We start from the raw sequence: 24,324 nt of genomic DNA on the forward strand, positions 1-24,324 counted from the left end.
GGCGTGCCGCGCGCGATGCGCGGCGGGGCAGCGCGTTACTGCGCCGATGCGAGGTGATGACGCTGCGCGAGCTTTTGCGCGGCCGCGTAGTGCGCCTGCAGGATCGGCAGCGCCTGGCGTGCGACTTCCTTCAGCTTCGTGTCGCGGCCCGACGCGATTTCGGCCTGGAATGCCGAGATCGTCTTCTGCTGGCCGGCGAGCGCGACCTGCTCGATATACGCCTTGTCGAATTCCGCGCCGCGCAGGGTCTTGATGCTGTCCAGCACGGTCGTGTCGGGATCGTTGGCCGGCACGTCGACGCCGCGCGGGCTGGCCGCGCGCATCGCCTGGATGATCTTCTCATCGTCGGTCGACACGCGTTGCGCGAACGCCTTCACCTGGCTGTCCGACGTGCGCGAATCGGCGATGCGTGCGGCGTCGTGCTGGGTCGACACGGTTTTTGTGCCGTCGTTGATGAAGGCCTGGTCGGCTTCGTGGATGCGCGTCTGCGTGGCGGCGGCCGGTGCGGCCGGCGCCGGTTGCGCGGTTTGTGCGGTCGCCGTCACGGCGACGAGAAGCAGGCCAGCGGCAGACAATGCAAGGCGCGAGACTTGGGGAAAGCGGTTCATGGGACCTCCTTTCGATCGGGGCTCTGATTAACGGACGGATCGCGTGATCCGCAGCTGTGCGAGAGACCGGGCGCGCCCGGGCCGGGCTCGATCGCCGCTCTGCCGCGGCGGCGTCCGAAGTGTTTCCCGGCCCGACTGATTCTAGGAGAGCGCTCAGGTAGCAGGTGCAACCGCGCTGTGGTTTATGTAACGGTTGGTAAGACGAAACGATGGGTGCGCGCGCGGCCAGGTAGGGCGTACCTGTTGCGTGCATCGTGGCGGCAATTTTTGCGTGCGCGGCGTGCATGCGATCGCTGCGATGCGCGCGCGTGTCATCGACGTTTCATCGTCGTGCGGGCGGAGAGCGGCGGTGGTTTCGCGATTCGTCGAATCGAACGCGCGATTCGTACGGCGTCCTCACACGCGATCGAGCAATGCGTCGAGACGCGGCAGCAACGGCGTCGCGCAATGCGCCTGCAGCGCATCGGGCGCCGTGTAACCCCATGCGACGCCTTGGAATGCGATACGCGCGCGGCGCGCCGCGTCGGCATCGCGGATCTCGTCGCCGACATACAGCACGTCGTCGGGCTGCATGCCGGCTTCGCGCACGAGCGCGCGCAGCCGGCGCGCCTTGCCGAACAGCGGAATGCCGCACGCGAACGTGTCGACGCAGCGGCTCGCGTGCGGGCCGAGTCGGTCGCGCACGATGTCCTCGGTGTTCGACGTCGCGATCGCGATGCGGATGCCGCGTGCGGCGAGCGCGTCGAAGGTCGCGTCGACGCCGGGGAACAGCGTCACGTGCGCGATGCGCGGTCGCATCAGCCGGCGCATGTCGAGCGTCACGCGCGGCACTTTCCACATCGGCACCTCGAGCGCGCGGATGATCTCGCGTGCCGACATGCCGCGCAGCGCCGGGCGCAGCTCGGGCGTCGCGTCGCGAAAGCCGTGCAGGCGCGATGCCTCCGTGAGCGCCGCGAGAAAGCAGTCGAGCGAATCGGCGAGGGTGCCGTCGAAGTCGAACGCGATGAGTCGATAAGGCATGAAGCGATGCCGCGAGTTGATCGAGCCGGTGACGATATCACCGAATCGGGCCGCGTGGCCCGCGCGAGCGGTTGGGGCCGCGGCGAAGCGGGATGGTCGGGCAGCTTCCTTGCATCGGACGGAATGCCGCCCGCGAAACGCGGTGCATGACATAACGGGCGTGAAAGCCCGGTATGCTGTCGACGCTATCGTTTCCCCCCGTTTCCTTCGTCTGGACTTCCCTGAAATGAAAATCGCCCGTGCCCGCTCTGCGATGTGGATGCTTGGTGTGTTCGTCGCGTTGACGTCCGCGACACCCGCGGCCGCCGCCGCGGAGAAGCGCTGTGGATGGCTCGAGAATCCGACGCCGGCCAACTGGTGGCTCGTCGACAAGGACAACAGCTGGACGCTGTCGACCCAGGGCAGCCCGCCGGTGCCGGGCCTCGACGAGATGCCGGACATGTCGACGCGCGGCTGGGTTGTCACCAATGCGGGGATGCACGGTTACGGCTGCGCGTGCCTCGACCTGGAAATCGACCCGCGCACCCGCGAGGTCACGCGGATCGTGGCGGGCCGGCCGCTGCCGCTGAAGCGTTGCAAGGCTGATCGGGCGTTGCCGGCGCCGTAAGGGGGCAGGTTGGTGGGAGCGACGCGATCGTGAATCGGCGGCATCGCTTGTCGCCCACCCCGCGCCGCGCTATCGTTGCTCCTCCCCCCCAGCCGACCGGAGAGCCGACGTGCCCGCAGCCACCCCCGCCCCGCTGAGATTTTCCACCGACAAGCGCGAGCTCGACATCGACGCGATCTTCGATTTCCTGCACCGCGATGCGTACTGGTCGCAGGGCATTCCGCGCGACGTCGTCGAGCGCGCGATCGACGGCTCGCTGTGCTTCGGCGCGTATGTGGGCGACCGGCTCGTCGGGTTCGCGCGGCTCGTGACCGACCACGCGACGTTCGCCTACCTGTGCGACGTATTCGTCTTGCCGGCCGAGCGCGGCAACGGCTATGGCCGCGCGCTGATCGACCACGTATTCGCGCAGCCGATGGTGCAGGGCCTGCGCCGCATCATGCTCGTGACGACCGACGCGCACGAACTGTACCGGCCGGTCGGCTTCGGGCCGTCCGCGAATCCCGAGCGGCTGATGGAGATCCGCCGCCCCGATATCTACGCGAAACGCTGACGCGCGGCGAGCGCATACAATACGCGCTTTCGTTTTTGCCGAAGGGAAGCAGATCATGACCGAACAGGAAGCCGAACAGCTCGCCACGCATCGTCACTACAAGGGCGGGCTGTATCGCTACATCGGCGTCGCCCGTCATTCCGAAACCGAGGAGTCGGTGGTCGTGTACGAGCATCTGTGGCCGCATGCGCGCGGCTTGTGGGTGCGGCCGGAAGCGATGTTCAACGAGAACCTGCCGGACGGCACGCCGCGTTTTCGCAAGCTGCGCGACTGACCTGAGCGCGCTCGCCGACCGCACGACGAGCGGTGCCGGCGCCCGGCCTAGCCGGCGGCGCCCGGCGTGTCGCGCGGCGCGGACTCCCGGTGCATCGCCAGCGCGAAGAAGCGCCGGATTTCGTCCATCAACTCCGCACGCGCCGATGCGAAATCGAAGGCGCGCCGGTTGTCGTGCGCGAAGCGCCGGCGCCACTCGTCCGCCGCATGCCGTGCTTCGCGTGCGCGCAGGTCGTCGAGTTCGGGCGTGCGCAGTGCGTGGTCGGCAATCAGCGTCACGCCGTCGCGGCTGACTTCCAGCAGGCCGCCCGCGACGAGCAGCCGGCGGTGCTCGCCGCCCGGTGCGGCAACGAGCGTCACGACGCCGGGCCGCAGCCGCGTGAGCAGCGGCGCGTGATGCGGGTAGATGCCCAGCTCGCCGCTTTCCCCGGGCACGACGACGAAATGTGCGTCGCCCGAATACAGCACGTCTTCCACGCTGAGGATGTCGAGCTTCATCGACGTCGGCATGCGTGCCTCCTTCAGACCGCCGCCGCGCCGGCGACGATCTCGCACAGCTCGGTGGTGATCTGCGCCTGGCGCGTCTTCTGATACAGGTGCCGCAGCTCGCGCAGCACGCGATCGGCGTTCTCCGTCGCGGTCTGCATGCTGAACATCCGCGCGCACTGCTCGCACGCGTAATTCTCGACGACGGCCTGGTAGAGCGTCGCCTCGACGTAGCGCAGCAGCAAGGTATCCACGGCCGGTTTCGGTGCGGGCTCGTACAGATAGTCGGATGTCGCGGTGTCGCCGGGCGGCGTGCCGGTGTCGAGGCCGGTGAGCGGCAGCACCGCGTCGATGCGCGGCGAATACGCGAGCGGGCTCGTCAACCGGTTGTACGCGATGTGCAGTTCGTCCAGTTCGCCGTTGACGAACGCGGTGAGCGGCACGAGCAGCGCGCCGAGCAGCTGCTCGAAGTGCGGCGCGGCGGCGAGGCCGCTGGCGCGGGCGGTGATGGTCGCGCCGTGGCGCATCAGCGGCGCAATGCCGCGTGCGCCGATCACGCTGAGTTCGCACGCGACGCCGGCGCGGTTCCAGCGTTCGAGCGCATCCACGCATTCGACCAGCAGCCGCGTATTGAGCGGGCCGCACAGCCCGCGATCGGTGCTGACGACGATCAGGCCGACGCGGCGCACGGGCGTGCGTCTCGCCATCAGCGCGGAGACGTGGCCGGACCGGTCGCGCAGCACGCGCTCGGCCATCTCCCGGATGCGCGCCGCATAGGGCCGGAAATCGCGCGCCCGCCGCTGCGCGCCCGCCATCTTGGTGCGGGCCATCATTTCCATCGCCTTCGTGATCTTGCGCGTGGACGAGGTACTGCTGATCTTCGAGCGGATTTCGCGGATGTGCATGTGAGGCGGGGAGGCAGGTCGCCCGGTGTCGCCGGTGCGCTGTGGCGACGCGATGTCGGCCGCGAGTGCGGCAGCGAGGTCGGCGGATATCGCGCCGCGGCCATCGAACTGTCATCGCGCGATTTCATGCTATCGGGATTTCACCTGAAACGATTGACCGCGATCAAGCGATCGCTTCCGGTTACGGACCAGAATGGTTTCGCCGATCGTCGCACCGGGCGTTCGATGACCGATTGCCGTCCGCATCGGAAGATCGTTGCGAACGCATCGAAAGACGCAAACGTCACGCATACGACACGGCCGCGCGCGTGACGTGCGATTCGCCGCGGGTGTAGCGCGGACGATCGTCGCGCAGCCCGCGTACGGCTTTTTCCCCTTCATGTTCCCAGTAGCCAGGAATTCGATGAATTCAATGAATTCGAGCGATACCGATACCGCCCCGCCTTCCGCGACGTCCGCCAGCGCGCCGGCGTTGCCGATCTTCTGGCCGATGGCCGCCGCCGCCGCGATGGTCCGGCTCGGCTCGGCACTCACCGCGCGCAACCTGCGTTTCGTCGCGGAAGAGGAGAAGCTGCATTGCGAACCGCATCCGGCGCTGGCGTCGCCGAACCGCGCGCTGCTGGAACTGCGCACGATGACGTTCCGCGATTATTCGGTCGCGCCGGCGCACGGGCTGCCGACGATCGTCGAAGCGCCGTATGCGGGGCACCGGGCGATGATCGCCGACTATCAGCCGGGGCAGAGCCTGATGCAGACGCTGCGCGAGCACGGTGTGACGCGCGTGTACCTGACCGACTGGCGCTCGGCGACCGAAGACATGCGGGACCTCGAGATCGACCAGTACCTGGCCGAGCTGAACGTCTGCGTCGACGAGCTCGGCGGGCGCGTGAATCTCGTCGGTCTGTGCCAGGGCGGGTGGATGTCCGCGATGTATGCGGCGCGCTTTCCGCACAAGGTCGCGAGCCTCGTGCTCGCGGGCGCGCCGATCGACACGGATGCGGGCGACGGTCCGATCAAGCGGATGGCGCACACCTATCCGACGTCGTTCTACGAGGAACTGGTGACGATGGGCGGCGGCCTGATGCGCGGGCGTTTCATGCTGCGCGGCTGGAAGAACATGCATCCCGACCAGCACTATCTCGCCGAGCACGTCGACCTGTACGAACACCTCGACGATGCGGACTACCTGCGCAAGCGCGAAGCATTCGCGAACTGGTACGAAAGTCCGATCGACCTGCCGGGGCGCTGGTATCTGCAGGCGATCGTGCAGATCTTCAAGGAGAACCGGCTCGCGAAGGGCACGTTCGTCGCGCTCGGGCGGATGCTCGACCTGAAGGCGATCACGTGCCCCGTTTATCTGCTTGCCGGCGCTGCCGACGACATCACGACGCAGGAGCAGGTGTTCGCCGCGCAGGACCTGGTGGGGACGCCCGCCTCGCAGGTGACGCGCCAGCTCGTGCCGGGCGGACATATCGGGCTGTTCATGGGATCGCGCACGCTGAAGGACGTGTGGCCGGGCATTGCACGCTGGATTGCCGCGAAGCGGTAGCGGTTGCAGCGGAGGCCCACCGCGCGGTGGGGATGCGCGGCGGCGCCGCGATGCGTCGGTGCGTCGATGGGTCGATGGGTCGATGCGTCGGCGCGTCGGTACGGCAACGGTGCCGGCGCGCACGCAGGCGGCGGGCGAGCGGTCGCGCCGCCGCGGCAGATCAGCTGCCGAGCAGTGCGTCCGCGAGCGCTGGCGGCGCGTGCCCGACCGTCACTTCCGGCGTGCCATGCCACGCCGCCAGCCGTTTCACGGCCTTCGCGACGTCGGCCGCGAGCCCCGTGCCGAACCGCACGCCCGGCTCGACATGCACCGTCTTCAACTCGAACGTGCCGAGCGCGCGATGCGCTTTCGCGTCGACGCGCCCGATCAGCCGGCCGCGATGCAGCACCGGCAGGCAGAAGTAGCCGTAGCGCCGCTTGTGCGCGGGCGTATAGCACTCGATCGTGTAGTCGAACCCGAACAGCGTCGAGGCGCGCCGCCGGTCCCACACCACCGGATCGAACGGCGACAGCAGCGTCGTGACCGTCGAGCGCAGCGTGTCTGCCGCGGCGGCCGGCAGCAGCGCGTCGAGCGAGCGATGCACGTAGGCCGGCTCCTTCCAGTCGGCGACCTCCACCGGGATCAGCTCGCCCGCGTCCGCGAGCTGCTCTAGTTCCGCGCGGTACGAACGGCGCGGCAGCCGGTAGTAATCGGCCACCCAGTCCGCGCGCACGATCCCGAGTGCGCGGCACGTGTAGTCGAGCAGCGCGGGCAGCACCGCGTCGCGCGGCGGCAGGTCGCGCGCATCGTCCCAGTCGGGCAGCACGCGTTCGCGCACGTCGTAGATGCGCTGGAAATTGCGGCGCTCGGACACCATCAGGTGGCCGGTCGTGAACAGCACTTCCAGGTGTTTTTTCTCGGGCTTGCGGTCCCACCAGCCGTTGCCTTTCACCCCGTCTTCGCGGATGAAATCGGCGGACCGCACGGGGCCTTCGTCGCGAATCCGCGCGAGCAGCCGCTCGATCTCGGCGCGGTTCTGCGCGTGCCAGTCGGCCGCGTATTTCCAGCCCATCCCCGACGGATCGAGCATCTTGTAGCGCATCAGCCCGAATTGCTCGACCGGCAGGAAGCACGCTTCGTGCGACCAGTATTCGAACAGGCGCGCCTCGGCGAGATGCTCGTCGAGCCACTGCGGGGCGAAGTCGCCGAGACGGCTGAACAGCACGAGATACGGACTGCGCGCGACGACATGAATCGTATCGATTTGTAACTGCGCCATCCGGCGGATCGTGTCGAGCACGTCGGCCTTGGTGGCCTTGCGGCGGGGCGGGGTCAGCAGGCCCTGCGCGGCGAGATGCAGCGCGCGGGCGGCGGCGGGCGAAAGCGTGAGCATCGGAGCGGCGGCTGAAGGTGGCGGTCGGGCACCACTTTAGCGCGAAAGCGGCGCACGTGTGCGACGCTTTCGCGCGACACGTCTGACAATGCTTGACAGATGCGCGGCGCGACTTTCCCTATAGTGCAGTCATGGCGCGACGAAATGTGCGCGCAACGATTCGGCTTCCGACGCACATATGTCCATGGCACGCAGGAAGCAGATCCGGGATTCTCAACCCCCAACGAGAGACCCGGAGCCCTGAGCGGACATCCATGCGGCTGTGCACCGGCCCCGTGTGGATGTCCGCTGATTTTTTTTGTGTGGCTGTGATTCCGCCGCCTGCCTTTTCCCGCCAGCCAGCCCGTTCATTGCCGCTTGCCGCGCGCGACCTCGTCGCCGGCGCCGGGCGGCAGCCGCCGCGTGATCGGAATCGATGCGAACGAACACAGCCCGACCACGACGAACGCGGGCCAGAAATCCGACCACACCATCGTCTGATGCCCCTGCAGCCAGTGCGACAGGTGCAGCACGAGGCCGGCGACCGTCACGCCGAGGCCGAGCGACATCTGCTGCACGACACTGCCGAGGCTCGTCGCGCGGCCTGCATCGGCCTGCGAAATATCCGCGTAGATCATCGAATTCAGGCTCGTGAACTGCAGCGCGGGGAAGATCCCGCCGACCAGCACGATCATCCAGATCGCCCAGGTCGCCATGCCCGGATGGAACACGCCGTAGGCGGCGATCGCGAGCCCGGCGAACGCGGCGTTGTAGATCAGCACCGTGCGAAAGCCGAAGCGGCGCAGCGTATGGGTGGCCGTCGAGCGGCTCACCGCGCCGCCGAGTGCCGATGCGCAGGTGATCAGCCCGGAGTGGAACGCGCTCATGCCGAGGCCTTCCTGCAGCGCGAGCGGCAGCAGGAACGGCACGGCGCCGAGGCCGATGCGGAACAGCGACCCGCCGACCACGCTCGCGTGGTAAGTCGGGATCTTCAGGAAACTGAGGTCGAGCACGGGGCGCGCCTTGCGGCGCGCGTACGGCACGTAGAGCGCCAGCATCGCCGCGCCGGCCGCACACATCAGGAGCGCGTTGCCGCGCGACGTGAGCGCGCCGTCGATCAGCGTGAGCCCCATCAGCAGCAGCGCGGCGCCGCTCGCCGACAGCAGGAAGCCGAACCAGTCGAGCGGGCCGGGATCGGCCTCGTGCGTGTTCGCGATGTGCTTGCTCGCGAGGTAGATCCCGTAGATGCCGATCGGCACGTTGATGAAGAAGATCATCCGCCAGTGCAGGTAGGTCGTGATGAAGCCGCCGACGAGCGGCCCGACCGTCGGCCCGAACAGAGCGGGAATCGCGAGGTAGTTCATCGCGCGCACGAGATCGGAGCGCGGCACCGCGCGGAAGATGATGATCCGGCCGACCGGCACCATCATCGCGCCGCCGACGCCCTGCACGAAGCGCGCGAACGTGAGCACGCCGAGCGAGTTGGAGGCCGCGCACATCAGCGAGCCGGCGACGAAGATGCCGATCGCGGTGCGGAACACGGCGCGCGCGCTGAAGCGGTCGGCAAGCCATCCGCAGATTGGGATGAAGACGCCGAGGCCGACCACGTAGGCCGTGATCGCAATGTTCAGTGTGACGGGATTGTGCCCGAAGTCCCTCGCCATCGCGGGCAGGGCGGTGACGATGATGTTCGCGTCGACGCTTTCCATGAACAACGCACAGGCAACGATGAGCGGTGCTAGAAAGACGGGCGACATGGGCAGGGCGCGCGGTAAAGACGCCATTATGCCCACAATGTGGTCGTTGCGTCACGCGAGACAACGCTTGTTCCGCATGTTGCAACAGTCGTTCCTGTTAGCGCGCGTGGAAGAAGAGACGACTGCGCTGCCGGTGCGGTCCATGACATGACATATGACGCGCGCCCGCGGTGGCGGCCGCGAAACTTGCGTGCGATGCGCGTTTCGTGCGACAGTCGGAACTCATCCGCGGATGACAACGACGCGCATCGATCGACGGCCATCGAGACGAGCGCACGCGCGAACGAGACCCCTGCCGAACCATTCATCATCGAAAGGAGGGGACACGTCATGACGTCACGTCGCGCCGCATCGACCGCATCGCATCCTGCCTCGCATCCATCCGTGCCCGCGCCGCGTCTGCGCTGGGCCGCCGTGCTCGCCGTCGCTTACCTCGCGGTTGCCGGCTGCGCCGCGCAGGCCGACAGTGCGAACCAGGCCGCGATGCAGGCGGCCAGCCAGTCCGCCGCGCCCGCCACGGCGCCGGCTTCCGGCACGCTGCTGCCGCCGCCGAGCCAGCTCTACGGCGACCTGTTCGTCGCGGTGCAGACGGCGCAACTCTATCCCGACCAGAAGACCTTCGTCGACGCGACGCCCAACGCCGATCCGGCGACGATCGTACAGTTGTATCAGCAACAGAAGTCGCAGCCGGGCTTCTCGCTGAAGGCGTTCGTCGACCAGCACTTCACGCCGCCGCCGGAAGGCGGGGTCACGCCGCCCGCGAACCAGACGCTGCGCCAGCACATCGACTGGCTGTGGCCGCAGCTCACGCGCACCAGCACGACGGTGCCGCCGTACAGTTCGCTGATCGCGCTGCCGAAGCCGTATGTGGTGCCGGGCGGCCGCTTCCGCGAAGGCTACTACTGGGATACCTATTTCACGATGCTCGGGCTGCAGGTGTCGGGGCGCGAGGATCTCGTCGACGACATGCTCGACAACTTCGCATACCTGATCGACACGATCGGCCACATCCCGAACGGCAACCGCACGTACTACGCGAGCCGCTCGCAGCCGCCGTTCTTCGCGTACATGGTCACGCTCGCCGCGCAGGCCGAAGGCGACAAGGTCTACCAGAAATACCTGCCGGCGCTGCGCAAGGAGCATGCGTACTGGATGCAGGGCGAAACGACGACGCCGCGCGGGCAGGCCGCGCGCAACGTGGTCGCGATGCCGGACGGTGCGGTGCTGAACCGCTACTGGGACGCGAGCGACACGCCGCGCGACGAGTCGTATCTCGAGGACGTGACGACCGCGAAGGCCGTGCCGGATCGCCCCGCGAACGAGGTGTACCGCGACCTGCGCGCGGGTGCCGAGAGCGGCTGGGACTACAGTTCGCGCTGGTTCGGCGACGGCCGGACGCTCGCGACGATCCGCACGACGGCGATCGTGCCGGTCGACCTGAACAGCCTGATGTTCCATCTCGAGACGACGATCGTGAAGGGCTGCGCGGTCACGCGCGACTTCGCGTGCGTCGCGGATTTCTCCGGACGGGCGGCGCGGCGCGCGTCCGCGATCAACCACTATCTGTGGAACCGTCGCGGCTATTACGGCGACTACGACTGGCAGTTGCGCAAGCCGCGCGACGGCGTGACGGCGGCCGCGCTGTATCCGCTGTTCGCGGGTGTCGCGTGGCCCGAGCGTGCGAAGGCGACCGCGCGCGAGGTGCGCAAGACGCTGCTGCAGCCGGGCGGCCTCGCGACGACGACCGCGAACACGGGCCAGCAGTGGGATGCGCCGAACGGCTGGGCGCCGCTGCAGTGGATCGCGATCGACGGGCTGCGCCGCTACGGCGAGCCGGCGCTCGCAAAGGACATCGGCACGCGCTTTCTGGCCGACGTGAAGCATGTATATGCAACCGAAGGCAAGCTCGTCGAGAAGTACGTGGTCGAAGGGGCTGGCGCGGGCGGCGGCGGGGGTGGCGAATATCCGCTGCAGGACGGCTTCGGCTGGACCAACGGCGTCACGCTGAAACTGCTCGGGCTGTATGGCGAGTGACCGGCCGCGTGCATTGCATGCACGCACCTGAACGAGCACGGGCCGGATCGCCGCGCGCGCGGCAGTCCGGTCCGCGTCGCATGCGCGGGTGTCAGAACGTGATCGTCGTGCGCACGCCGACCACCGTTTCGTCGCCGATGCGCGCGCCGGCCGCGTTCGGGTCCGGAATGCCGCCGCCCGGCCGGAAGAAGTGCTGCAGGTCGGCCTGCACCTGCCACCACGGTGCGACCTGGTACTGGTAGGTCGCCTCGATCACCGTTTCCGCGCGCCGCACCGGATAGCCGGGCGTCGCAAGCCTGCCGGTGTCGCCGTCGAGCGCACGCGCGTGCGAGCCGATCTTCGCGTAGCCGACCGCGATGCCGGCCGTATCGTCGTCGCGGCCCTTGAACGGCGCCTTGAGCGTCACGCCCGCATTCGCCGCGAAATCGACGACGTTGCGATCGCCCGGCGCGCCCATCACGCGCGCGAACACGCCGACCGAGCGCGGGCTATCCGCCGACGGCCGCCATACCATCTGATCCGCGACCGCATAGAAACCGTAGTTACCGCGATGCGTGGCGGGGATCCCGTTGCTGGCCGGATCCGCGAGCGACAGCCCGTCGGTGCCGACGCGCGGATCGTTCGCGTGCTGCGACTGATACCAGAAGCCGAGCTTGTACGTGCCGGGCAGGCCGGCCGGTTGCGGTGCCTTCGGGTCGGCGGGCGGCGCGTTCAGCGCGTACTGGAGTTCGCCGATCACGAACGCGCCGCTGCGCAGGTTGAAGTTGGTGCCGTGCGCGTTCAGCGCCTGCGCATCGCCGTCGCTGCGGCCGGCCGGGTTGCCGTCGAACACGCCGACCATCGCGGTCCACGCGTCGGCCGGCTTCACGCGCAGCCGCACGCCGAGCGACGACAGCGGATAGGCAGCACCGCCGGCCGGCAGGTCGGTCGCCGGCAGCACGGGCCAGCCGAACGTCGCGTTCATGAACGTCGCCGCGTACTGGCTGACCATGAATTCCTGGTCGACGCTTTGCTGGCCGACCTTCACGTCGGCCTTGCCGGCGAGGAACGCCTGCTGGTACCAGAGCTCCCACAGCCGCGTGGTCGAATTCGCCTCGATGCCGGTCGCGGTCTGCAGCGTCTGCAAATAGCGCTGCGTGAGGTTGGTGCCGTGGATCTGCAACCCGGACACGTTGAACGTGCCGCCCGGCAGGCCGATCGCCTTCTCCGTATCGACGTTGAAGCCGAATTGCGTGAGGCCCTGATAGGCACCGCCGCGCTGCGTGCCGCCCGCGGCGTTGTACAGGTACTCGCTGGTTTCCTGCAGGTTCAGCGTGACGCCGTGATCGCCGAGCACGTCGCGCAGGCCGCCCATGTTGCCGAGCAGGTTCGACCGTTCCCAGAAACCGGTGGGGGCGGGCGCGGCAGCATCGGCGGCCGGTGCGGGGGCGACGGCAGTGTCGCTGGCTCCGGCGGCCGGTTCGGCCGAGCTGGCCGGTGACGACGATTGCGCGAACGCAGGCGCGGCCGCGAGCGACAGCAACAGCGCGGCGAGCGCGTCGAGGCGCGCTGTGCGCGGCGCGGATGCGAAGCGATTTTTCATGCGGGCTCCATGATTCGAGTGATTGGTTTGGCTGAAGCAGTGAAAACGTGAAGCGATGGCGCAGGTGCGGGCGGCGGCGCGCGGGCATGCTGCGCGTTGCGCGCGCGACCCGTTACGGCAGCCAGCCGCCGATCCGCCATACGTGCGTGAAGCCGAGGCGCGATGCGGTCGCACAGAGCAGCGCGACGAGCGCGACGGCGGCCGCCATCGCGCCGGCCAGCACGCAGTCGAGCGGGCGCGGTGCCGCCGGCAGGTGCGCGAGCGCGCTGCCGCGCCAGTTGCCGAACGTGTGGGCGAGCGGTGCAAGGGCCGAAGCGAACGAGCGGTCGGACACGACACGCGCGAGTTGCCTGAGTCTGACCATGAGCGATTGAAACAACATGACGTGCCTCCGTCCGGTCCGGCGCATGCCGGACGACGTGATCGAGCGCGGGTGCATGACGCGACCGGCGCTCGGCGGTTGGAACGTAACGGAGCGTGCGACACGGACGATCCGGCGATGCCGGCCCGGGAGGAAGCGCGCTAACCCGACGATGGCGAGCTAGCGGCGAAAGACATGCGCCTGGCTGCTATCTCGCGATGGCTTGGCCGGCCTGGACCGGCATCGAACTGCAACTGGAGCATGCGTCCACGAAGGGACTCCCTTGATGAATTGGGGCGGATTGTAGTCGCGAGTTTTGCTGCGGTGCAAGCAAAAAAGGCGGCGGCGTTGCGCATTTCGCACCGCATGCGGCGCCCCATCCGGGCCGGTCGATGCCCGCTGCGACCGCCCGCTGGCGGCGCGCGGCGACTGTTGCTCGCACGCATCGGCGGCGCGTGCGCGCCGAGGCGCTGAAAGGTTGCGGCGCGTCATTCCGGGCGCGATTCTTTCAGCTCGCATGAACCCGAAAAAATATTCCGTCAAGCCGGTTCCAAAGGGTTGACTTCCGTTTCGGCCGGTCCATAGAATCCGCCATCTTCACTCTTGGGGCCGCCGCCTTGGACGCCTGCAGTAGTCGATCTTCGAACGAAGTTTCCGCCTGAGCGACCGACGTCCGCGCCTCATCGAAGCCGCCGTTTGTCCCCCAGGCAAACGGTGCGCGCAGCAGTATTTCGCAGTAACCCCCTCGTGCACCCAGATTCGCGCCGGTCAGCGTGATGCGTTTGCGCATGCGCGATCCGGTTTCGCCGCCGCCCGGCGCGCGGCCGCGTTCGCGCATGCGTTTCGCATGCACCCGAACGGCGGCCCGCGCGCCGGGCGGCGGCCAACCGTGTTCTCCGGAACACCGCACAGGAGCCGCCATGAACGACAGTGACAGTTGTCCCTTATGCCCGTTGCACCAACAGACCCTTTTGAACCCGGGTCGCAGGGACATTCCGGCCGACTAGCTTGACACGTCGTTCAGGCCCCGGACTGGCCCCGCACCCACCACGCGGCCGGCATGCATGCCGCTGCCGTCAGGAGCCAGACCATGAACTTCGGCCTTCTGCTGTCGAATCTTCCGCAAGTCACGCGATCGCGTCCGCACTACGACGCGATGCCGATGCTCGACGCCCGTCCGCGGGTGTTTTCCCGTTTGTTCAACCGGTTGAAATCGCTGCTTTGCTGAACTGAAACACCGAGCGCGTCTCGGCATGCGCGCGCGGGCTCCGGGCTCGTTACGCGTGCGTATTCCAAGACCACACGCTTGACCGAAAAAAACCAGTCGTACGGAATTCATCATGTCCACGCCATCCAACGTCTCTCCACCGATCGCCGTCGAACGCAGTGCCGTGCTCGACGAAGCCCACCTGGGCGACATCCGCGGCGCGCTCGGCACCATCGCGCATCACGACACCGCCGCGCGCGGCACGTGGTGGGCGCGCCTGCGCACGCTGCTCGCGATCATCGGGCCCGGCCTCATCGTGATGGTCGGCGACAACGACGCGGGCGCCTTCGGCACCTATACGCAGGCCGGCCAGAACTACGGGACGACGCTGCTGTGGACGCTGCTGCTGCTCGTGCCGGTGCTGTACGTAAACCAGGAAATGGTGCTGCGCCTCGGCGCGGTCACGGGCGTCGGCCATGCGCGCCTGATCTTCGAGCGCTTCGGCAAGTTCTGGGGCGCGTTCAGCGTGATCGACCTGTTCCTGCTCAACGCGCTGACGATCGTCACCGAGTTCATCGGCATCACGTTCGTGCTGGCTTTCTTCGGGCTCCCGAAGATCGCGGGCGTGTGCGTGGCGGCCGCGCTGACGATGGCGGCCGTGAGTACCGGCGACTTCAGGCGCTTCGAGCGGTTCGCGATCGTGCTGTGCGTGCTGAGCCTGCTGCTCGTGCCGGTGCTCGTGTCGATCCACCCGCCGGTGGCGCAGATGTCGCGCGACTTCTTCGTGCCGAACTGGCCCACGCACGCGAAGCTGTCCGACGTGATGCTGCTCGTGATCGGCATCGTCGGCACGACGGTCGCGCCGTGGCAGCTGTTCTTCCAGCAGAGCTACGTGATCGACAAGCGCATCACGCCGCGCTTCATGAAGTACGAGAAGGTCGATCTGTGGATCGGCATCGCGTTCGTGCTGATCGGCGCGGTCGCGATGATCGGCTTCAGCGCGGCGCTGTTCGGCGGCCATTCGGAAGCGGGCAACTTCAGCGACGCGGGCGGCGTGATCGCGGGCCTCGAGAAGTATGCGGGCCGCACCAGCGCGACGCTGTTCGCGGTCGCGCTGCTCGACGCGTGCATCATCGGCGCGGCGGCGGTGTCGCTGTCGACCGCGTACGCGATCGGCGACGTGTTCAAGATCCGTCATTCGCTGCATCGCGGCGTGTCCGATGCGAAGGGTTTCTATCTCGTCTACTTCGGGATCGTCGCGGCCGCTGCCGCGCTCGTGCTGATCCCGGGCAGCCCGCTCGGCCTGCTGACCGAAGCGGTGCAGACGCTCGCGGGCGTGCTGCTGCCGAGCGCGACGGTGTTCCTGCTCGTGCTGTGCAACGATCGCCAGGTGCTCGGCCCGTGGGTCAACTCGACGAAGCTCAACATCTTCACGGGCGCGGTGATCTGGGTGCTCGTGCTGCTGTCGATCATCCTGACCGCGTCGGTGATGTATCCGGACATCAGCGGCGAAGCGATCATCGACGTGCTGGTCGGCGGCACCGTGCTCGCGATCACCGGCTATCTCGCGACGGTACTGATCCGCCGCAACAAGCGCGTCGTCGAGCCGGGCATCGATCGCGCGCTGCGCGCCACCTGGCGCATGCCGCCGCTCGACACGCTCGAACCGCAGAACATGACGGTCGCGACGCGCGTCTGGATGGCCGTGCTGCGCGGCTATCTGGTGATCGCGGTCGGTCTCGTGATCGTCAAGGTCGTGCAGATGACGCTGCTGAAGTAACGCCGTTCGGCGTCATCTCCTGGTGTTGCGCACATGCCGGCCCGCGAGGCCGGCATGTGCGTTTACGCGGGCAGAGCGCGCGCGCGTCAGATCAGCTCGAGCTTCGACGTCAGGTACGTGAGCTGGATCCGGTTCGCGACGCCGAAGCGCTTGCGCAGCTTGCGCAGGTGATAGTCGACGTTGTGCGCGCTGGTGTCGAGGCGCCGGCCGATCTCCTTGTCCGACGCGCCTTCCGCGATGCCCAGCAGCAGTTCCTGCTCGAACGGCGTGAGCCCGTTCACGGCGCGTTCGCGCGACGTCGCGATCAGTTGCGGCGACGCGAACTTGTGCACCGACAGCCCGATCGACAGCGCCTGCTCGATCGTCGCCGGCGTGATCCACTCGCGCGTGCGGCGCGGCGCGGTGAAGCTCATGAACGCGTGCAGCCGCGTGCCGGGCACGGCCATCGAATACATGATGCCGCTGCACATGCCGTCGTCCTGCATCGTCTGCAGGAAACCGTCGAGCGCGGCCGGGCTCACGCACGGGCCGCCGTCGCGCTCGCGGTGGTCGCGGCGCAGCTGCTGCAGGTCCCACACGATCGGCATGTTGCACACGCGCGCGTCGAGCGTGCGCGGATCGATGTCGTGATGGTTGTGCCGGACGTAGTCGCCGCGATAGGTGGGCGGCGTGAACGCCTCGTGCAGGTAGAGACTTTCGACACGCTCCCGCGAGAATTCGAGCGCGAAATACGCGAACGTCGAGAAGCCCGTCAGGTGCAGCAGGCTGGTGACGATCCGGTTGCGTTCGGCGGTGCTCTGCGCGTGCGCGAGCGTATCGGCGACGCCGAGCTTCGGCGCGTGCGGCTGCGCGATGTCGTCGCGCTTGACGTCGTCGCACCAGACGACCTGCACCGGGCGCGCTCTCGACGCGTCGGCACAGGCGACCGTCCGCCGCGGCGGACGGGGCAAGGTTGGGGCGACCGCTTCTTCTTGCAATGCAATATCGGACATGAGCCATCCCTCGGAATCGACGCGCATCGCGCAGCGGCAGCCGTGTCGTGCACGGTGCCCGCGACGATGCGATCGAGCATCTTTATGATTTGCGCCGATCGTCATCCAGACGAAACGCGGGGGCATTGTACAAAAATGCCTGTATGCGCGTAATATGCCGTAATACTAATTCGGGCGAAAGGTTCATATTCGCACCGGTATAGAGTCGACCAGAAAATCATAAAGAAAAGACCAAATCGTGACGGGGCAGGTTCACATATTGGGAAGGGGTGGGCTCCTCATGACATATGCTGACGACGCGCCACGCGTCGAGTGGTTCTCGCAAGCCGATATCGCGGCCGCTGCCGCTTATTCGAAAGAAATTCATGCAATCGAGCGCGACGTTTTTACCGGCATTCAAATCGCGCCCGGTAAATCCGACCTCGCTTCCGTCGATTTCTCCCAATGCCATGCGCGCTTGCGGCAAATCGGTTTCAGCACGCTCGGCTACGGCGCCTACGAGATGATCGGGCGGCGCATCCTGTGCGCGCATCTGCTGCGCGACCTCGCGCCCGCGACGTTCATGCAGCCGTATATCGAGGGCATGCTCTACGAGAGCGACCCGCGTTTCGCGCAGGTGCGCAGCAGCGGCTTCCCGGTCGCATGGCGGCTCGACGAGATCGAGTCGGCGGCGCAGGGCAGCGGCGACCGCAAGGTGCTCGCGCTGGCCGGCCATCTGCGCGCGCATGCAATGAACAGCGGCGTGATCTTCAGCCTGTCGGCGCCGCGGCTCGACCTGCGCGTTGCCGTGAACGTGACGTCGGAAGCCCACGGCACCGAATGGATCGACGATCGCGTGATCGGCGGCGCGCTGTCGGTGAGCCTCGCCGTGCATCGCGTCGCGCTGCCGTTTCTCGAGGCGCGCATCGCGCGCATACGCGGCTTCGCGCTCGGCGACGAGCAGCAGCAGGTGCTCGACCGGCTCGTGCACGGGCTGTCCGACCAGGAGATCGCGAGCGCGCTGCGCACGTCGCTGCACAAGGTCGGTCACCATATCCGCTCGCTCGAAAAACTCTTCAACGTGCAGAACCGCGCGCAGCTCGCGTATCTCGCCGCACGCCGTCTGGAGTCCTGACCCTGTCTCCCCGCGCGGCGCCAGCCGCGCGATGGAAGCGGTTCCGGCGATGCGCGCGCGCAGGCGCCGCCGGGTTTCGTAGTCCGATCCGATCGTCACCGGAAAACGGCTGCGACGCTACGAGGCGCATCCCTTTTTACGCGGTTGCGCGTCGCTACACTCGTCCCATTCAACGGTCCGCGCGACGCGGGGCATGACGGCCCGCGCCCGCCGGCGACAACGACAGGACGACGGCACGATGGCAGAACCGAAGGCGCTCCCTCGCGACTGGCAGCGGATCTTTTCCGCCGGCCGCAGCGTGTCCGGGCGACGTCTCGGGGCATCGCCGCGCGCCGACCTGTTTCTCGCCGCGTTCATCGTGTCGGTGGTCGCGCTGTTCATCCTGCCGCTGCCGCAAGCCGCGCTCGACGGGATGATCTCGCTGAACCTCGCCGCGAGCGTCGTGCTGCTGACGGTGTCGACCTACGTGCCGTCGGCGGTCAGCTTCTCGTCGTTTCCCGCGCTGCTGCTGTTCACCACGCTGTTCCGGCTCGCGCTGAACATCGCGTCGTGCAAGCTGATCCTGCTGCACGCGAACGCGGGCCACGTGATCGACGCGTTCGGCCGGCTCGTGGTCGGCAACAACGTCGTGGTGGGCGGCGTGGTGTTCCTGGTGATCGCCGTCGTGCAGTTCATCGTGATCGCGAAGGGTTCGGAGCGGGTCGCCGAAGTCGGCGCGCGCTTCTCGCTCGACGCGATGCCGGGCAAGCAGATGAGCATCGACGCGGACCTGCGCGCGGGCATCATCAGCGCCGACGAAGCGCGCGAGCGCCGCGAGAAGCTCGAACAGGAATCGCAGATGCACGGCGCGATGGACGGCGCGATGAAATTCGTGAAGGGCGATGCGATCGCGGGCCTCGTGATCGCGTTCATCAACATCGTCGCGGGCATCGCGGTCGGCACGCTGATGCACGGGATGGATATCGGCGAGGCGCTGCAGCGCTACGCGATCCTGACGGTCGGCGACGGGATGGCGTCGCAGATCCCGTCGCTGCTGGTGTCGATCGCGGCGGGCATCGTGACGACGCGCGTCGCGACGCGCGACACGCGGCAGCGCCAGCTCGGCGAACAGCTGGGCGAGCAGCTCGGCGCGCATCCGCGCGCGCTGCTGATCGCGGCGCTGGTGCTGGCCGGGTTCCTCGTCGTGCCCGGTTTTCCGAAATGGTCGTTCGCGCTGATCGCGCTCGGCCTCGGCGCGTTCGCCTTCACGCAGCTCAAGCGCAAGACGACCGCGCCGAGCTTCAACCTGATTCATATCGCGGGTCGCATCGGCGCGACCGACGACGGCCAGCCCGCGAAGGTGTCGCATGCGGCAGGCGTCACGTCGCTGATCGCGGTGTCGCTGTCGGACGACCTGCGCACGACGCTGAACCTCGCGCAGCTGCAGACCGCGCTGTCGAGCGCGAAGGCGCGCGTCGACGCGGACATCGGCACGGTGTTTCCACGCATCACGCTGAACGACGACGAAGGGGCGGCGGCCGGCACGTACCGGATCTATCTGCAGGACGTGCTCGCCGCGCAGGGCGCGCTGAAGCCGGGCTGGCTGCTGTGGGACGGCGTCGCGCCGCTGCCGGAGCGCGCGGAGCGCCAGCCGGCCGAGGCGTTCGGCCCGTTCGCGACCGCGCTGTGGATCAAGCCCGACGGCGCGGCGCCGGACGGCAAGTGGCTGACGAGCGAAGGCGCGCTCGCCGCGCACGTCGAGCAGATCGTGCGCCAGCATGCGGACGAGCTGCTCGGCATCCAGGAAACGCAGGCGCTCGTGCACCTGGTGCGCCGCGAGCATCCGGAACTCGTCGGCGAACTGACGCGGCTCGTGCCGCTGCAGCGCGTGACCGAGGTGCTGCGCCGGCTGCTGGCCGAACAGGTGCCGATCCGCAACCTGCGCGTGATTTTCGAAAGCCTGATCACGTGGGCGCCGAATGAGCCGGACGACGTGATCGCGCTGGTCGAGCTGGTGCGTGTCGACCTGCGCCGGATGATCACCGATCGCCATGCGGGCGCGACGCGGCAGCTGCGCGTCGTGCTGTTCGAGCAGAACCTGCAGGAGCGGATCGAGAACGCGGTGATGCGCACGAAGCAGGGCAATTTCCTCGCGCTGTCGAGCGCGATCAAGCAGGACATCGGCGAACAGGTGCGCGCGATCGTGCAGGCCGCGACGGCGGCGCAGCCGGCCGGCGCGGGCGGTCACGGCAACCCGCCGGGCGCCGCGCGGCTCGCGGTGATGGTCGCGCTCGGCGCGCGCCGCTACGTGAAGACGATTTTGCAGCCGGTGCTGCCGGAACTCGCGGTGCTGTCGTACCAGGAGGTCGAGGAGGACGTGCAGCTGCATACGGTCGGCTGGGTGAAGAACCCGCCCGACGACGGCACGCTCGGCGCGGGCGCCGGCGTGCGTGCGCCGGGAGTCGTGCAATGACGAGCTCGACGATCCTCGACCTGACCCGGCAGGCGCTGATGCTGGTGCTGCTGCTGTCGCTGCCGATCGTGCTGATCGCCACCGTCACCGGCCTCGTCGTCGCGATCCTGCAGGCCGTCACGCAGGTGCAGGACGCCAACCTCGGCATCGCGGTGCGGCTGATCGCCGTGATGGTCGCGCTCGTGCTGCTGTCGGGCTGGCTCGGCAGCGAGGTGCTGCGCTTCGCGCAGCAGGCGCTGGAACGCATGTTCGTTTCTTCCACAGGAGTGTCTTGATGCGTCGACGCGTCGCCCCGATCCGGTTTCAACCGCGCCGCCTGCAACGGGCCGCGCTCGCCATGTGCGCGACCGCGCTGCTCGCCGCGTCGCTGTGCGTGACGGTCGCGCAGCCGGCGCGCGCGGCGGACCTGCGCTGGCGCAACAAGCCGTTCACGATCGTCGCGAACGGCAAGAAGATCGGCGACTTCATTCGCGAGCTCGCATCGTCGCAGGGCGTGACGGCCGTGGTCGACCCGAAGGTCGACGGCGTGATCAGCGGCCGCTTCTCGGGCACGCCGCAGCAGACGCTCGACACGATTTGCTCGACCTACGGGCTCACGTGGTACTACGACGGCTCGTTCCTGTACGTCGACCCGGCCGACCAGTCGCAGACGCAGATGATCCCGATCCCGCCGAACGCGGCCGGCGAGATCGGCCGCGCGCTGCAGGCGATGCAGATTCCCGACAAGCGCTACACGCTCGTGATCAACGATCGCGCGAACAGCGTGTACGTGGCCGGCCCGCGTCGTTACGTGGAGCTCGTGCGGCAGGCGGTCGGCTCGGTCGGCGATCCGTCGGCGAACGGCGCGCATGCGGACATCCGCGCGTTCCGGCTCCGGTACGGCTGGGCGTCCGACTTCACGATCAACCGCTCGGGCAAGGAAGTGACGGTGCCGGGCGTCGCGACGATCCTGCGCCGGCTGTTCGGCAAGGGCGGCGGCACGAGCGAGCTGCCGTCGAGCACGCCGCTCGGGCAGGCCGCGCGCCAGGTGAAGCTCGGCTCGGGGCTGACGATCGCGGTGCCGCGGCTCGACTTCCCGGACATTGCCGGCGGCCCGCGCCAGGCCGGCTATGGCGGTGCCGACGGCGCTGCCGGCGGCGTCTCGCCGTTCTCGAACGGCGGCGGTGGCGACACGCTGCCGCAGATCGTCGCCGATCCGGCGATCAACGCGGTGATCGTGCGCGACCTGCCGGAGAACATGTACCGCTACCAGTCGCTGATCAACCAGCTCGACGAGCGGCCGCGCATCGTCGAGATCAACGTGACGATCATCGACATCAACGAGGATTCGCTCGACAGTCTCGGGATCGACTGGCGCCTGCACACGACGCACGGCGACGTGCAGATCGGCAACGGCGCGAACCCGCTGAACGGCAACACGCAGTACAACGGCGCCGGCAATCCGCCGCTGACGTTCGGGGTCGGCGCGTCGGAGACGGGGCAGACCGGCACCTTCATGCCGACCGGCATCGCGCTGACCGCGTCGATCGGCGGCTCGCTGCGCAACTACCTGCTCACGCGCGTGAACGCGCTCGCGCAGAAGGGGCAGGCGCAGCTGCGCTCGAAGCCGAAGGTGCTCGCGCTCGACAACACCGAGGCCATTCTCGAGAACCTCACGCAGTTCTACGTGCAGGTGCAGGGCTACCAGGATTCGTCGCTGTACAGCGTGACGACCGGCACCAGCATCAAGGTGACGCCGATGATCGTCGACGAGGCGATCCGCAATGCGGCCGCCGTGTCCGGCAACCCGCAGAGCGTGATGATGTCGATCGACATCCAGGACGGCAACATCGTGCCGGGCCAGGCCGTGTCGAACGTGCCGGTGATCCAGCAGCGCAACATCGTCACCAAGACGATGATCGACGAAGGCAAGAGCCTCCTGATCGCGGGCTTCAACGACGACGAGGTGCGGCTGAACAAGAGCGGCGTGCCGTGGCTGTCGGACATCCCGCTGATCGGCAACCTGTTCAAGTACACCGACAAGTCGGGCAACCACATGGAGCGGTTCTACCTGCTGACGCCGCGCGTGGTGACGACCGCGTCGATGTACGCGCCGGACGGCGCGCCGGTGAACCCGGGCGCGGACGGGCCGGCCGGTTCGAACGGCACGTCGATGTATCGCCCGCCGGACAACGACATCGCGGTGCCGCTCACGCCCGCACCGCTGCCCGGCACCAAGTTCGGCCCGCCCGCGCTGCCGCCGCCGAAGGATTCGGCGGCGCAGCCGGTGGCGACGACCGCAGGAGCGTCCACCCATGTCGACGACCATCATTGACCCGCACGGCGACGGCGCATTGCATGGCGGCACGGCGGGCGCCGCGGCCGGAGCGCCCGCGCTCGCGTCGCCGTGGAACCTGTGCTTCCTCAGCGGGCCGATGTACGGCCGCACGATGTCGCTCGCGCGCGGCGCGAACTGGGTGGGCACCGCGGCCGACTGCGAAGTGATCCTGCCCGATCGCGAGATCGGCGCGAAACAGGTATGCCTGCAGGTCGGCGCGCTCGCGGTGACGGTGCAGAACCACGGCGGCGACGGCGGCGCGCCGGTGCTGTTCAACGACGCGCCGCTCGGCGCGGGCCGCCGCTCGATGACGCCGCAGGACGTCGTGACGGTCGGCTCGATCAAGCTCGGCATCGCGCGTCACGCGCAGGCGAGCGTCGCGGTGCCCGACGAGGCCGACGCGCCGGACGCCGCGCGCGAGGCCGCGTGGCTCGGCTGGCTCACCGGCGGGCTGCGCCGCCTCGGCAGCCGGCGGCTCGTGATCGCGGTCGTCGCGCTGTGGATCGGCGTGCTGCTCGGCGCGCTCGGTTACGGCTTCGTCGCATGGTCGGGGCGCCTGCCGTGGCAGCACGAGTCGGTGCTCGCGCGCACGCACCGGCTGCAGCAGCTGCTGCACGCGTATCCGGAGCTCGCCGTCGCGCCGCGCGACGACGGCGTGATCGTGTCGGGTTACGTGAGCGACCCGGCCGCGCGGGAACGCGTCGCGCAGATCGTCGCGGGCGTCGACAACGCGGCGCTCGGCAATCTCTACGTGGTCAGCGATCTCGTCGCGACCGCGCAGACGTATTTCAGCGACACGGCGCTGACGGTCACCTATCTCGGCCGCGGCCGGATCGAATTGACGGGGGCGGCCGAGCGAGCGCAGATCGAGCCGCGTATCCGCAACTACATGAAGGACGCGCGCCCGGCGCTCGAGGTGGTCGACCACGTGCGCGACGCCGATGCGGCCGCGCCGCGCACCGCGACGACGCTCGGCGGCGTCGCGGGGATTCCGGAGATCACGACGGTGTTCGCGGGCGACGGCGACCAGCGCTACATCGAGACCGCCGACGGCAGCCGCTATTTCGAAGGCGCGCGGCTGAAGGAAGGGCCGACCGTGGTGTCGATCGGCCCCGACGAAGTGGTGTTCGAACGCAATGGCCAGCGCATCACGATGCCGCTCGGCGGTCCGTCCGCGAGCGCGCCCGAGCGGGCATCGGCGCCGCCCGTGCCGCCGCTCGCGAGCGGCGCGGCGGCCGGCGTCGCGCAGCCAGTGCCCGGACCGGCGTTGTTGCCGGATGCGCCGGCGGTACCGGCCGCACCGGCAGTTGCCGCGGCCGGCGCATCGAAGGCGGCGGCGCACTAGCGCCGCGACAGGACTTGCGCATCGCGTGTCG

Annotated in this window: 23 protein-coding genes; 13 read left to right on the forward strand and 10 right to left on the reverse strand. The window is 68.4% G+C overall.

All coding sequences use genetic code 11. The features are described from left to right. Positions 1-35 precede the first annotated feature (35 nt). A complete protein-coding gene (locus U5A56_RS11600) occupies positions 36-608 on the reverse strand; it encodes a DUF4142 domain-containing protein (protein ID WP_321922410.1) in 573 nt (190 codons plus the stop codon). A 396-nt stretch (positions 609-1,004) separates the two neighbouring features. Continuing rightward, positions 1,005-1,628 (reverse strand): HAD hydrolase-like protein, encoded by a 624-nt coding sequence (locus U5A56_RS11605; protein WP_321922413.1) that lies wholly within the window; start codon positions 1,626-1,628, stop codon positions 1,005-1,007. Between the two features lie 226 nt (positions 1,629-1,854). On the opposite strand from U5A56_RS11605, the gene U5A56_RS11610 reads away from it, so the two are divergent. The 3 genes from U5A56_RS11610 (at position 1,855) to U5A56_RS11620 (ending at position 3,062) form a co-directional block, all read left to right on the forward strand. Next, positions 1,855-2,235: a DUF4087 domain-containing protein gene (locus U5A56_RS11610; protein ID WP_321922414.1), complete on the forward strand. Its 381-nt coding sequence runs from the start codon at positions 1,855-1,857 to the stop codon at positions 2,233-2,235. Positions 2,236-2,344: 109 nt separating this feature from the next. Next, positions 2,345-2,788, forward strand: a complete 444-nt coding sequence (locus U5A56_RS11615; protein ID WP_044847594.1) for a GNAT family N-acetyltransferase — start codon at positions 2,345-2,347, stop codon at positions 2,786-2,788. A gap of 55 nt (positions 2,789-2,843) precedes the next feature. Next, positions 2,844-3,062, forward strand: coding sequence for a DUF1653 domain-containing protein (locus U5A56_RS11620; RefSeq protein ID WP_006751720.1), 219 nt, complete (start codon positions 2,844-2,846; stop codon positions 3,060-3,062). A gap of 47 nt (positions 3,063-3,109) precedes the next feature. On the opposite strand, the gene atpC is transcribed toward U5A56_RS11620, so the two are convergent. Together atpC and atpG are read right to left on the reverse strand one after the other, a co-directional pair. Then, positions 3,110-3,571 (reverse strand): ATP synthase F1 subunit epsilon, encoded by a 462-nt coding sequence (gene atpC / locus U5A56_RS11625; protein ID WP_044847595.1) that lies wholly within the window; start codon positions 3,569-3,571, stop codon positions 3,110-3,112. A gap of 11 nt (positions 3,572-3,582) precedes the next feature. Then, positions 3,583-4,452, reverse strand: a complete 870-nt coding sequence (atpG, locus tag U5A56_RS11630) for an ATP synthase F1 subunit gamma (protein WP_124522373.1) — start codon at positions 4,450-4,452, stop codon at positions 3,583-3,585. A gap of 490 nt (positions 4,453-4,942) precedes the next feature. Here atpG and U5A56_RS11635 point away from each other — a divergent pair, with 490 nt between their 5' ends. Next, on the forward strand, positions 4,943-6,001 hold the full coding sequence (locus U5A56_RS11635) for an alpha/beta fold hydrolase (protein ID WP_415749125.1): 1,059 nt from the start codon (positions 4,943-4,945) through the stop codon (positions 5,999-6,001). 160 nt (positions 6,002-6,161) lie between these two features. On the opposite strand, the gene U5A56_RS11640 is transcribed toward U5A56_RS11635, so the two are convergent. Both U5A56_RS11640 and U5A56_RS11645 read right to left on the reverse strand, forming a co-directional pair. Then, positions 6,162-7,373: a winged helix-turn-helix domain-containing protein gene (locus U5A56_RS11640; RefSeq protein ID WP_321922416.1), complete on the reverse strand. Its 1,212-nt coding sequence runs from the start codon at positions 7,371-7,373 to the stop codon at positions 6,162-6,164. Positions 7,374-7,720: 347 nt separating this feature from the next. Continuing rightward, positions 7,721-9,109: an MFS transporter gene (locus U5A56_RS11645; RefSeq protein WP_257769226.1), complete on the reverse strand. Its 1,389-nt coding sequence runs from the start codon at positions 9,107-9,109 to the stop codon at positions 7,721-7,723. Between U5A56_RS11645 and U5A56_RS11650 the strand changes: the two genes are divergently transcribed. Continuing rightward, entirely contained in the window at positions 9,060-9,260 is a 201-nt protein-coding gene (locus tag U5A56_RS11650; protein WP_185702674.1) for a hypothetical protein, read from the forward strand. The genes U5A56_RS11645 and U5A56_RS11650 overlap by 50 nt on opposite strands. A gap of 179 nt (positions 9,261-9,439) precedes the next feature. Continuing rightward, positions 9,440-11,143 (forward strand): alpha,alpha-trehalase TreA, encoded by a 1,704-nt coding sequence (treA, locus tag U5A56_RS11655; protein ID WP_321922418.1) that lies wholly within the window; start codon positions 9,440-9,442, stop codon positions 11,141-11,143. 91 nt (positions 11,144-11,234) lie between these two features. Here the strand turns inward: treA and U5A56_RS11660 are convergent, their stop codons facing one another. The 3 genes from U5A56_RS11660 to U5A56_RS11670 all read right to left on the reverse strand — a co-directional run bounded on the left by U5A56_RS11660 (position 11,235) and on the right by U5A56_RS11670 (position 13,924). Beyond that, positions 11,235-12,725 carry a carbohydrate porin gene (locus U5A56_RS11660; RefSeq protein WP_321922420.1) on the reverse strand — a complete coding sequence of 497 codons (1,491 nt, stop codon included), beginning with the start codon at positions 12,723-12,725 and terminating at the stop codon, positions 11,235-11,237. A 112-nt stretch (positions 12,726-12,837) separates the two neighbouring features. After that, positions 12,838-13,107, reverse strand: coding sequence for a hypothetical protein (locus tag U5A56_RS11665; RefSeq protein WP_124522363.1), 270 nt, complete (start codon positions 13,105-13,107; stop codon positions 12,838-12,840). Between the two features lie 487 nt (positions 13,108-13,594). Further along, positions 13,595-13,924 (reverse strand): hypothetical protein, encoded by a 330-nt coding sequence (locus U5A56_RS11670; protein ID WP_321819783.1) that lies wholly within the window; start codon positions 13,922-13,924, stop codon positions 13,595-13,597. A 252-nt stretch (positions 13,925-14,176) separates the two neighbouring features. On the opposite strand from U5A56_RS11670, the gene U5A56_RS11675 reads away from it, so the two are divergent. Both U5A56_RS11675 and U5A56_RS11680 read left to right on the forward strand, forming a co-directional pair. Then, complete coding sequence (locus U5A56_RS11675; protein ID WP_321922423.1) at positions 14,177-14,314, forward strand: hypothetical protein; 138 nt, start codon at positions 14,177-14,179, stop codon at positions 14,312-14,314. A 112-nt stretch (positions 14,315-14,426) separates the two neighbouring features. Next, positions 14,427-16,073 carry an Nramp family divalent metal transporter gene (locus tag U5A56_RS11680; RefSeq protein WP_044847603.1) on the forward strand — a complete coding sequence of 549 codons (1,647 nt, stop codon included), beginning with the start codon at positions 14,427-14,429 and terminating at the stop codon, positions 16,071-16,073. A gap of 86 nt (positions 16,074-16,159) precedes the next feature. Here U5A56_RS11680 and U5A56_RS11685 read toward each other — a convergent pair whose 3' ends face one another. Next, positions 16,160-17,065, reverse strand: a complete 906-nt coding sequence (locus U5A56_RS11685; protein WP_321812020.1) for a helix-turn-helix transcriptional regulator — start codon at positions 17,063-17,065, stop codon at positions 16,160-16,162. A gap of 280 nt (positions 17,066-17,345) precedes the next feature. Between U5A56_RS11685 and U5A56_RS11690 the strand changes: the two genes are divergently transcribed. From U5A56_RS11690 to sctD, 5 genes are all read left to right on the forward strand, one after another. Next, complete coding sequence (locus U5A56_RS11690; RefSeq protein ID WP_321922425.1) at positions 17,346-18,179, forward strand: helix-turn-helix transcriptional regulator; 834 nt, start codon at positions 17,346-17,348, stop codon at positions 18,177-18,179. Between the two features lie 238 nt (positions 18,180-18,417). Beyond that, positions 18,418-20,631 (forward strand): type III secretion system export apparatus subunit SctV, encoded by a 2,214-nt coding sequence (gene sctV / locus U5A56_RS11695; RefSeq protein ID WP_321798907.1) that lies wholly within the window; start codon positions 18,418-18,420, stop codon positions 20,629-20,631. Then, complete coding sequence (gene sctS, locus U5A56_RS11700) at positions 20,628-20,906, forward strand: type III secretion system export apparatus subunit SctS (RefSeq protein ID WP_044847606.1); 279 nt, start codon at positions 20,628-20,630, stop codon at positions 20,904-20,906. The genes sctV and sctS overlap by 4 nt, the downstream gene beginning before the upstream one ends. Continuing rightward, positions 20,906-22,945 (forward strand): type III secretion system outer membrane ring subunit SctC, encoded by a 2,040-nt coding sequence (gene sctC / locus U5A56_RS11705; protein WP_321922428.1) that lies wholly within the window; start codon positions 20,906-20,908, stop codon positions 22,943-22,945. Before sctS ends, sctC begins: the two co-directional genes overlap by 1 nt. Continuing rightward, a complete protein-coding gene (gene sctD / locus U5A56_RS11710; protein ID WP_321922430.1) occupies positions 22,926-24,293 on the forward strand; it encodes a type III secretion system inner membrane ring subunit SctD in 1,368 nt (455 codons plus the stop codon). The genes sctC and sctD overlap by 20 nt, the downstream gene beginning before the upstream one ends. Positions 24,294-24,324 lie beyond the last annotated feature (31 nt).

Source organism: Burkholderia sp. BCC1998, from assembly GCF_905339875.1.
In the GTDB taxonomy this organism is placed as follows: Bacteria; Pseudomonadota; Gammaproteobacteria; order Burkholderiales; family Burkholderiaceae; genus Burkholderia.

Excerpts from the sequence above, each read along its gene's own strand:
- U5A56_RS11600 (WP_321922410.1), bottom strand. The coding sequence starts at position 608 with ATGAACCGCTTTCCCCAAGTCTCGCGCCTTGCATTGTCTGCCGCTGGC.
- U5A56_RS11605 (WP_321922413.1), bottom strand. The coding sequence starts at position 1,628 with ATGCCTTATCGACTCATCGCGTTCGACTTCGACGGCACCCTCGCCGAT.
- U5A56_RS11610 (WP_321922414.1), top strand. The coding sequence starts at position 1,855 with ATGAAAATCGCCCGTGCCCGCTCTGCGATGTGGATGCTTGGTGTGTTC.
- U5A56_RS11620 (WP_006751720.1), top strand. The coding sequence starts at position 2,844 with ATGACCGAACAGGAAGCCGAACAGCTCGCCACGCATCGTCACTACAAG.
- atpC (WP_044847595.1), bottom strand. The coding sequence starts at position 3,571 with ATGCCGACGTCGATGAAGCTCGACATCCTCAGCGTGGAAGACGTGCTG.
- atpG (WP_124522373.1), bottom strand. The coding sequence starts at position 4,452 with ATGCACATCCGCGAAATCCGCTCGAAGATCAGCAGTACCTCGTCCACG.
- U5A56_RS11635 (WP_415749125.1), top strand. The coding sequence starts at position 4,943 with ATGGCCGCCGCCGCCGCGATGGTCCGGCTCGGCTCGGCACTCACCGCG.
- U5A56_RS11640 (WP_321922416.1), bottom strand. The coding sequence starts at position 7,373 with ATGCTCACGCTTTCGCCCGCCGCCGCCCGCGCGCTGCATCTCGCCGCG.
- U5A56_RS11650 (WP_185702674.1), top strand. The coding sequence starts at position 9,060 with ATGAACAACGCACAGGCAACGATGAGCGGTGCTAGAAAGACGGGCGAC.
- U5A56_RS11645 (WP_257769226.1), bottom strand. The coding sequence starts at position 9,109 with ATGTCGCCCGTCTTTCTAGCACCGCTCATCGTTGCCTGTGCGTTGTTC.
- treA (WP_321922418.1), top strand. The coding sequence starts at position 9,440 with ATGACGTCACGTCGCGCCGCATCGACCGCATCGCATCCTGCCTCGCAT.
- U5A56_RS11660 (WP_321922420.1), bottom strand. The coding sequence starts at position 12,725 with ATGAAAAATCGCTTCGCATCCGCGCCGCGCACAGCGCGCCTCGACGCG.
- U5A56_RS11665 (WP_124522363.1), bottom strand. The coding sequence starts at position 13,107 with ATGTTGTTTCAATCGCTCATGGTCAGACTCAGGCAACTCGCGCGTGTC.
- U5A56_RS11670 (WP_321819783.1), bottom strand. The coding sequence starts at position 13,924 with ATGCGCGAACGCGGCCGCGCGCCGGGCGGCGGCGAAACCGGATCGCGC.
- U5A56_RS11675 (WP_321922423.1), top strand. The coding sequence starts at position 14,177 with ATGAACTTCGGCCTTCTGCTGTCGAATCTTCCGCAAGTCACGCGATCG.
- U5A56_RS11680 (WP_044847603.1), top strand. The coding sequence starts at position 14,427 with ATGTCCACGCCATCCAACGTCTCTCCACCGATCGCCGTCGAACGCAGT.
- U5A56_RS11685 (WP_321812020.1), bottom strand. The coding sequence starts at position 17,065 with ATGTCCGATATTGCATTGCAAGAAGAAGCGGTCGCCCCAACCTTGCCC.
- U5A56_RS11690 (WP_321922425.1), top strand. The coding sequence starts at position 17,346 with ATGACATATGCTGACGACGCGCCACGCGTCGAGTGGTTCTCGCAAGCC.
- sctV (WP_321798907.1), top strand. The coding sequence starts at position 18,418 with ATGGCAGAACCGAAGGCGCTCCCTCGCGACTGGCAGCGGATCTTTTCC.
- sctS (WP_044847606.1), top strand. The coding sequence starts at position 20,628 with ATGACGAGCTCGACGATCCTCGACCTGACCCGGCAGGCGCTGATGCTG.
- sctC (WP_321922428.1), top strand. The coding sequence starts at position 20,906 with ATGCGTCGACGCGTCGCCCCGATCCGGTTTCAACCGCGCCGCCTGCAA.
- sctD (WP_321922430.1), top strand. The coding sequence starts at position 22,926 with ATGTCGACGACCATCATTGACCCGCACGGCGACGGCGCATTGCATGGC.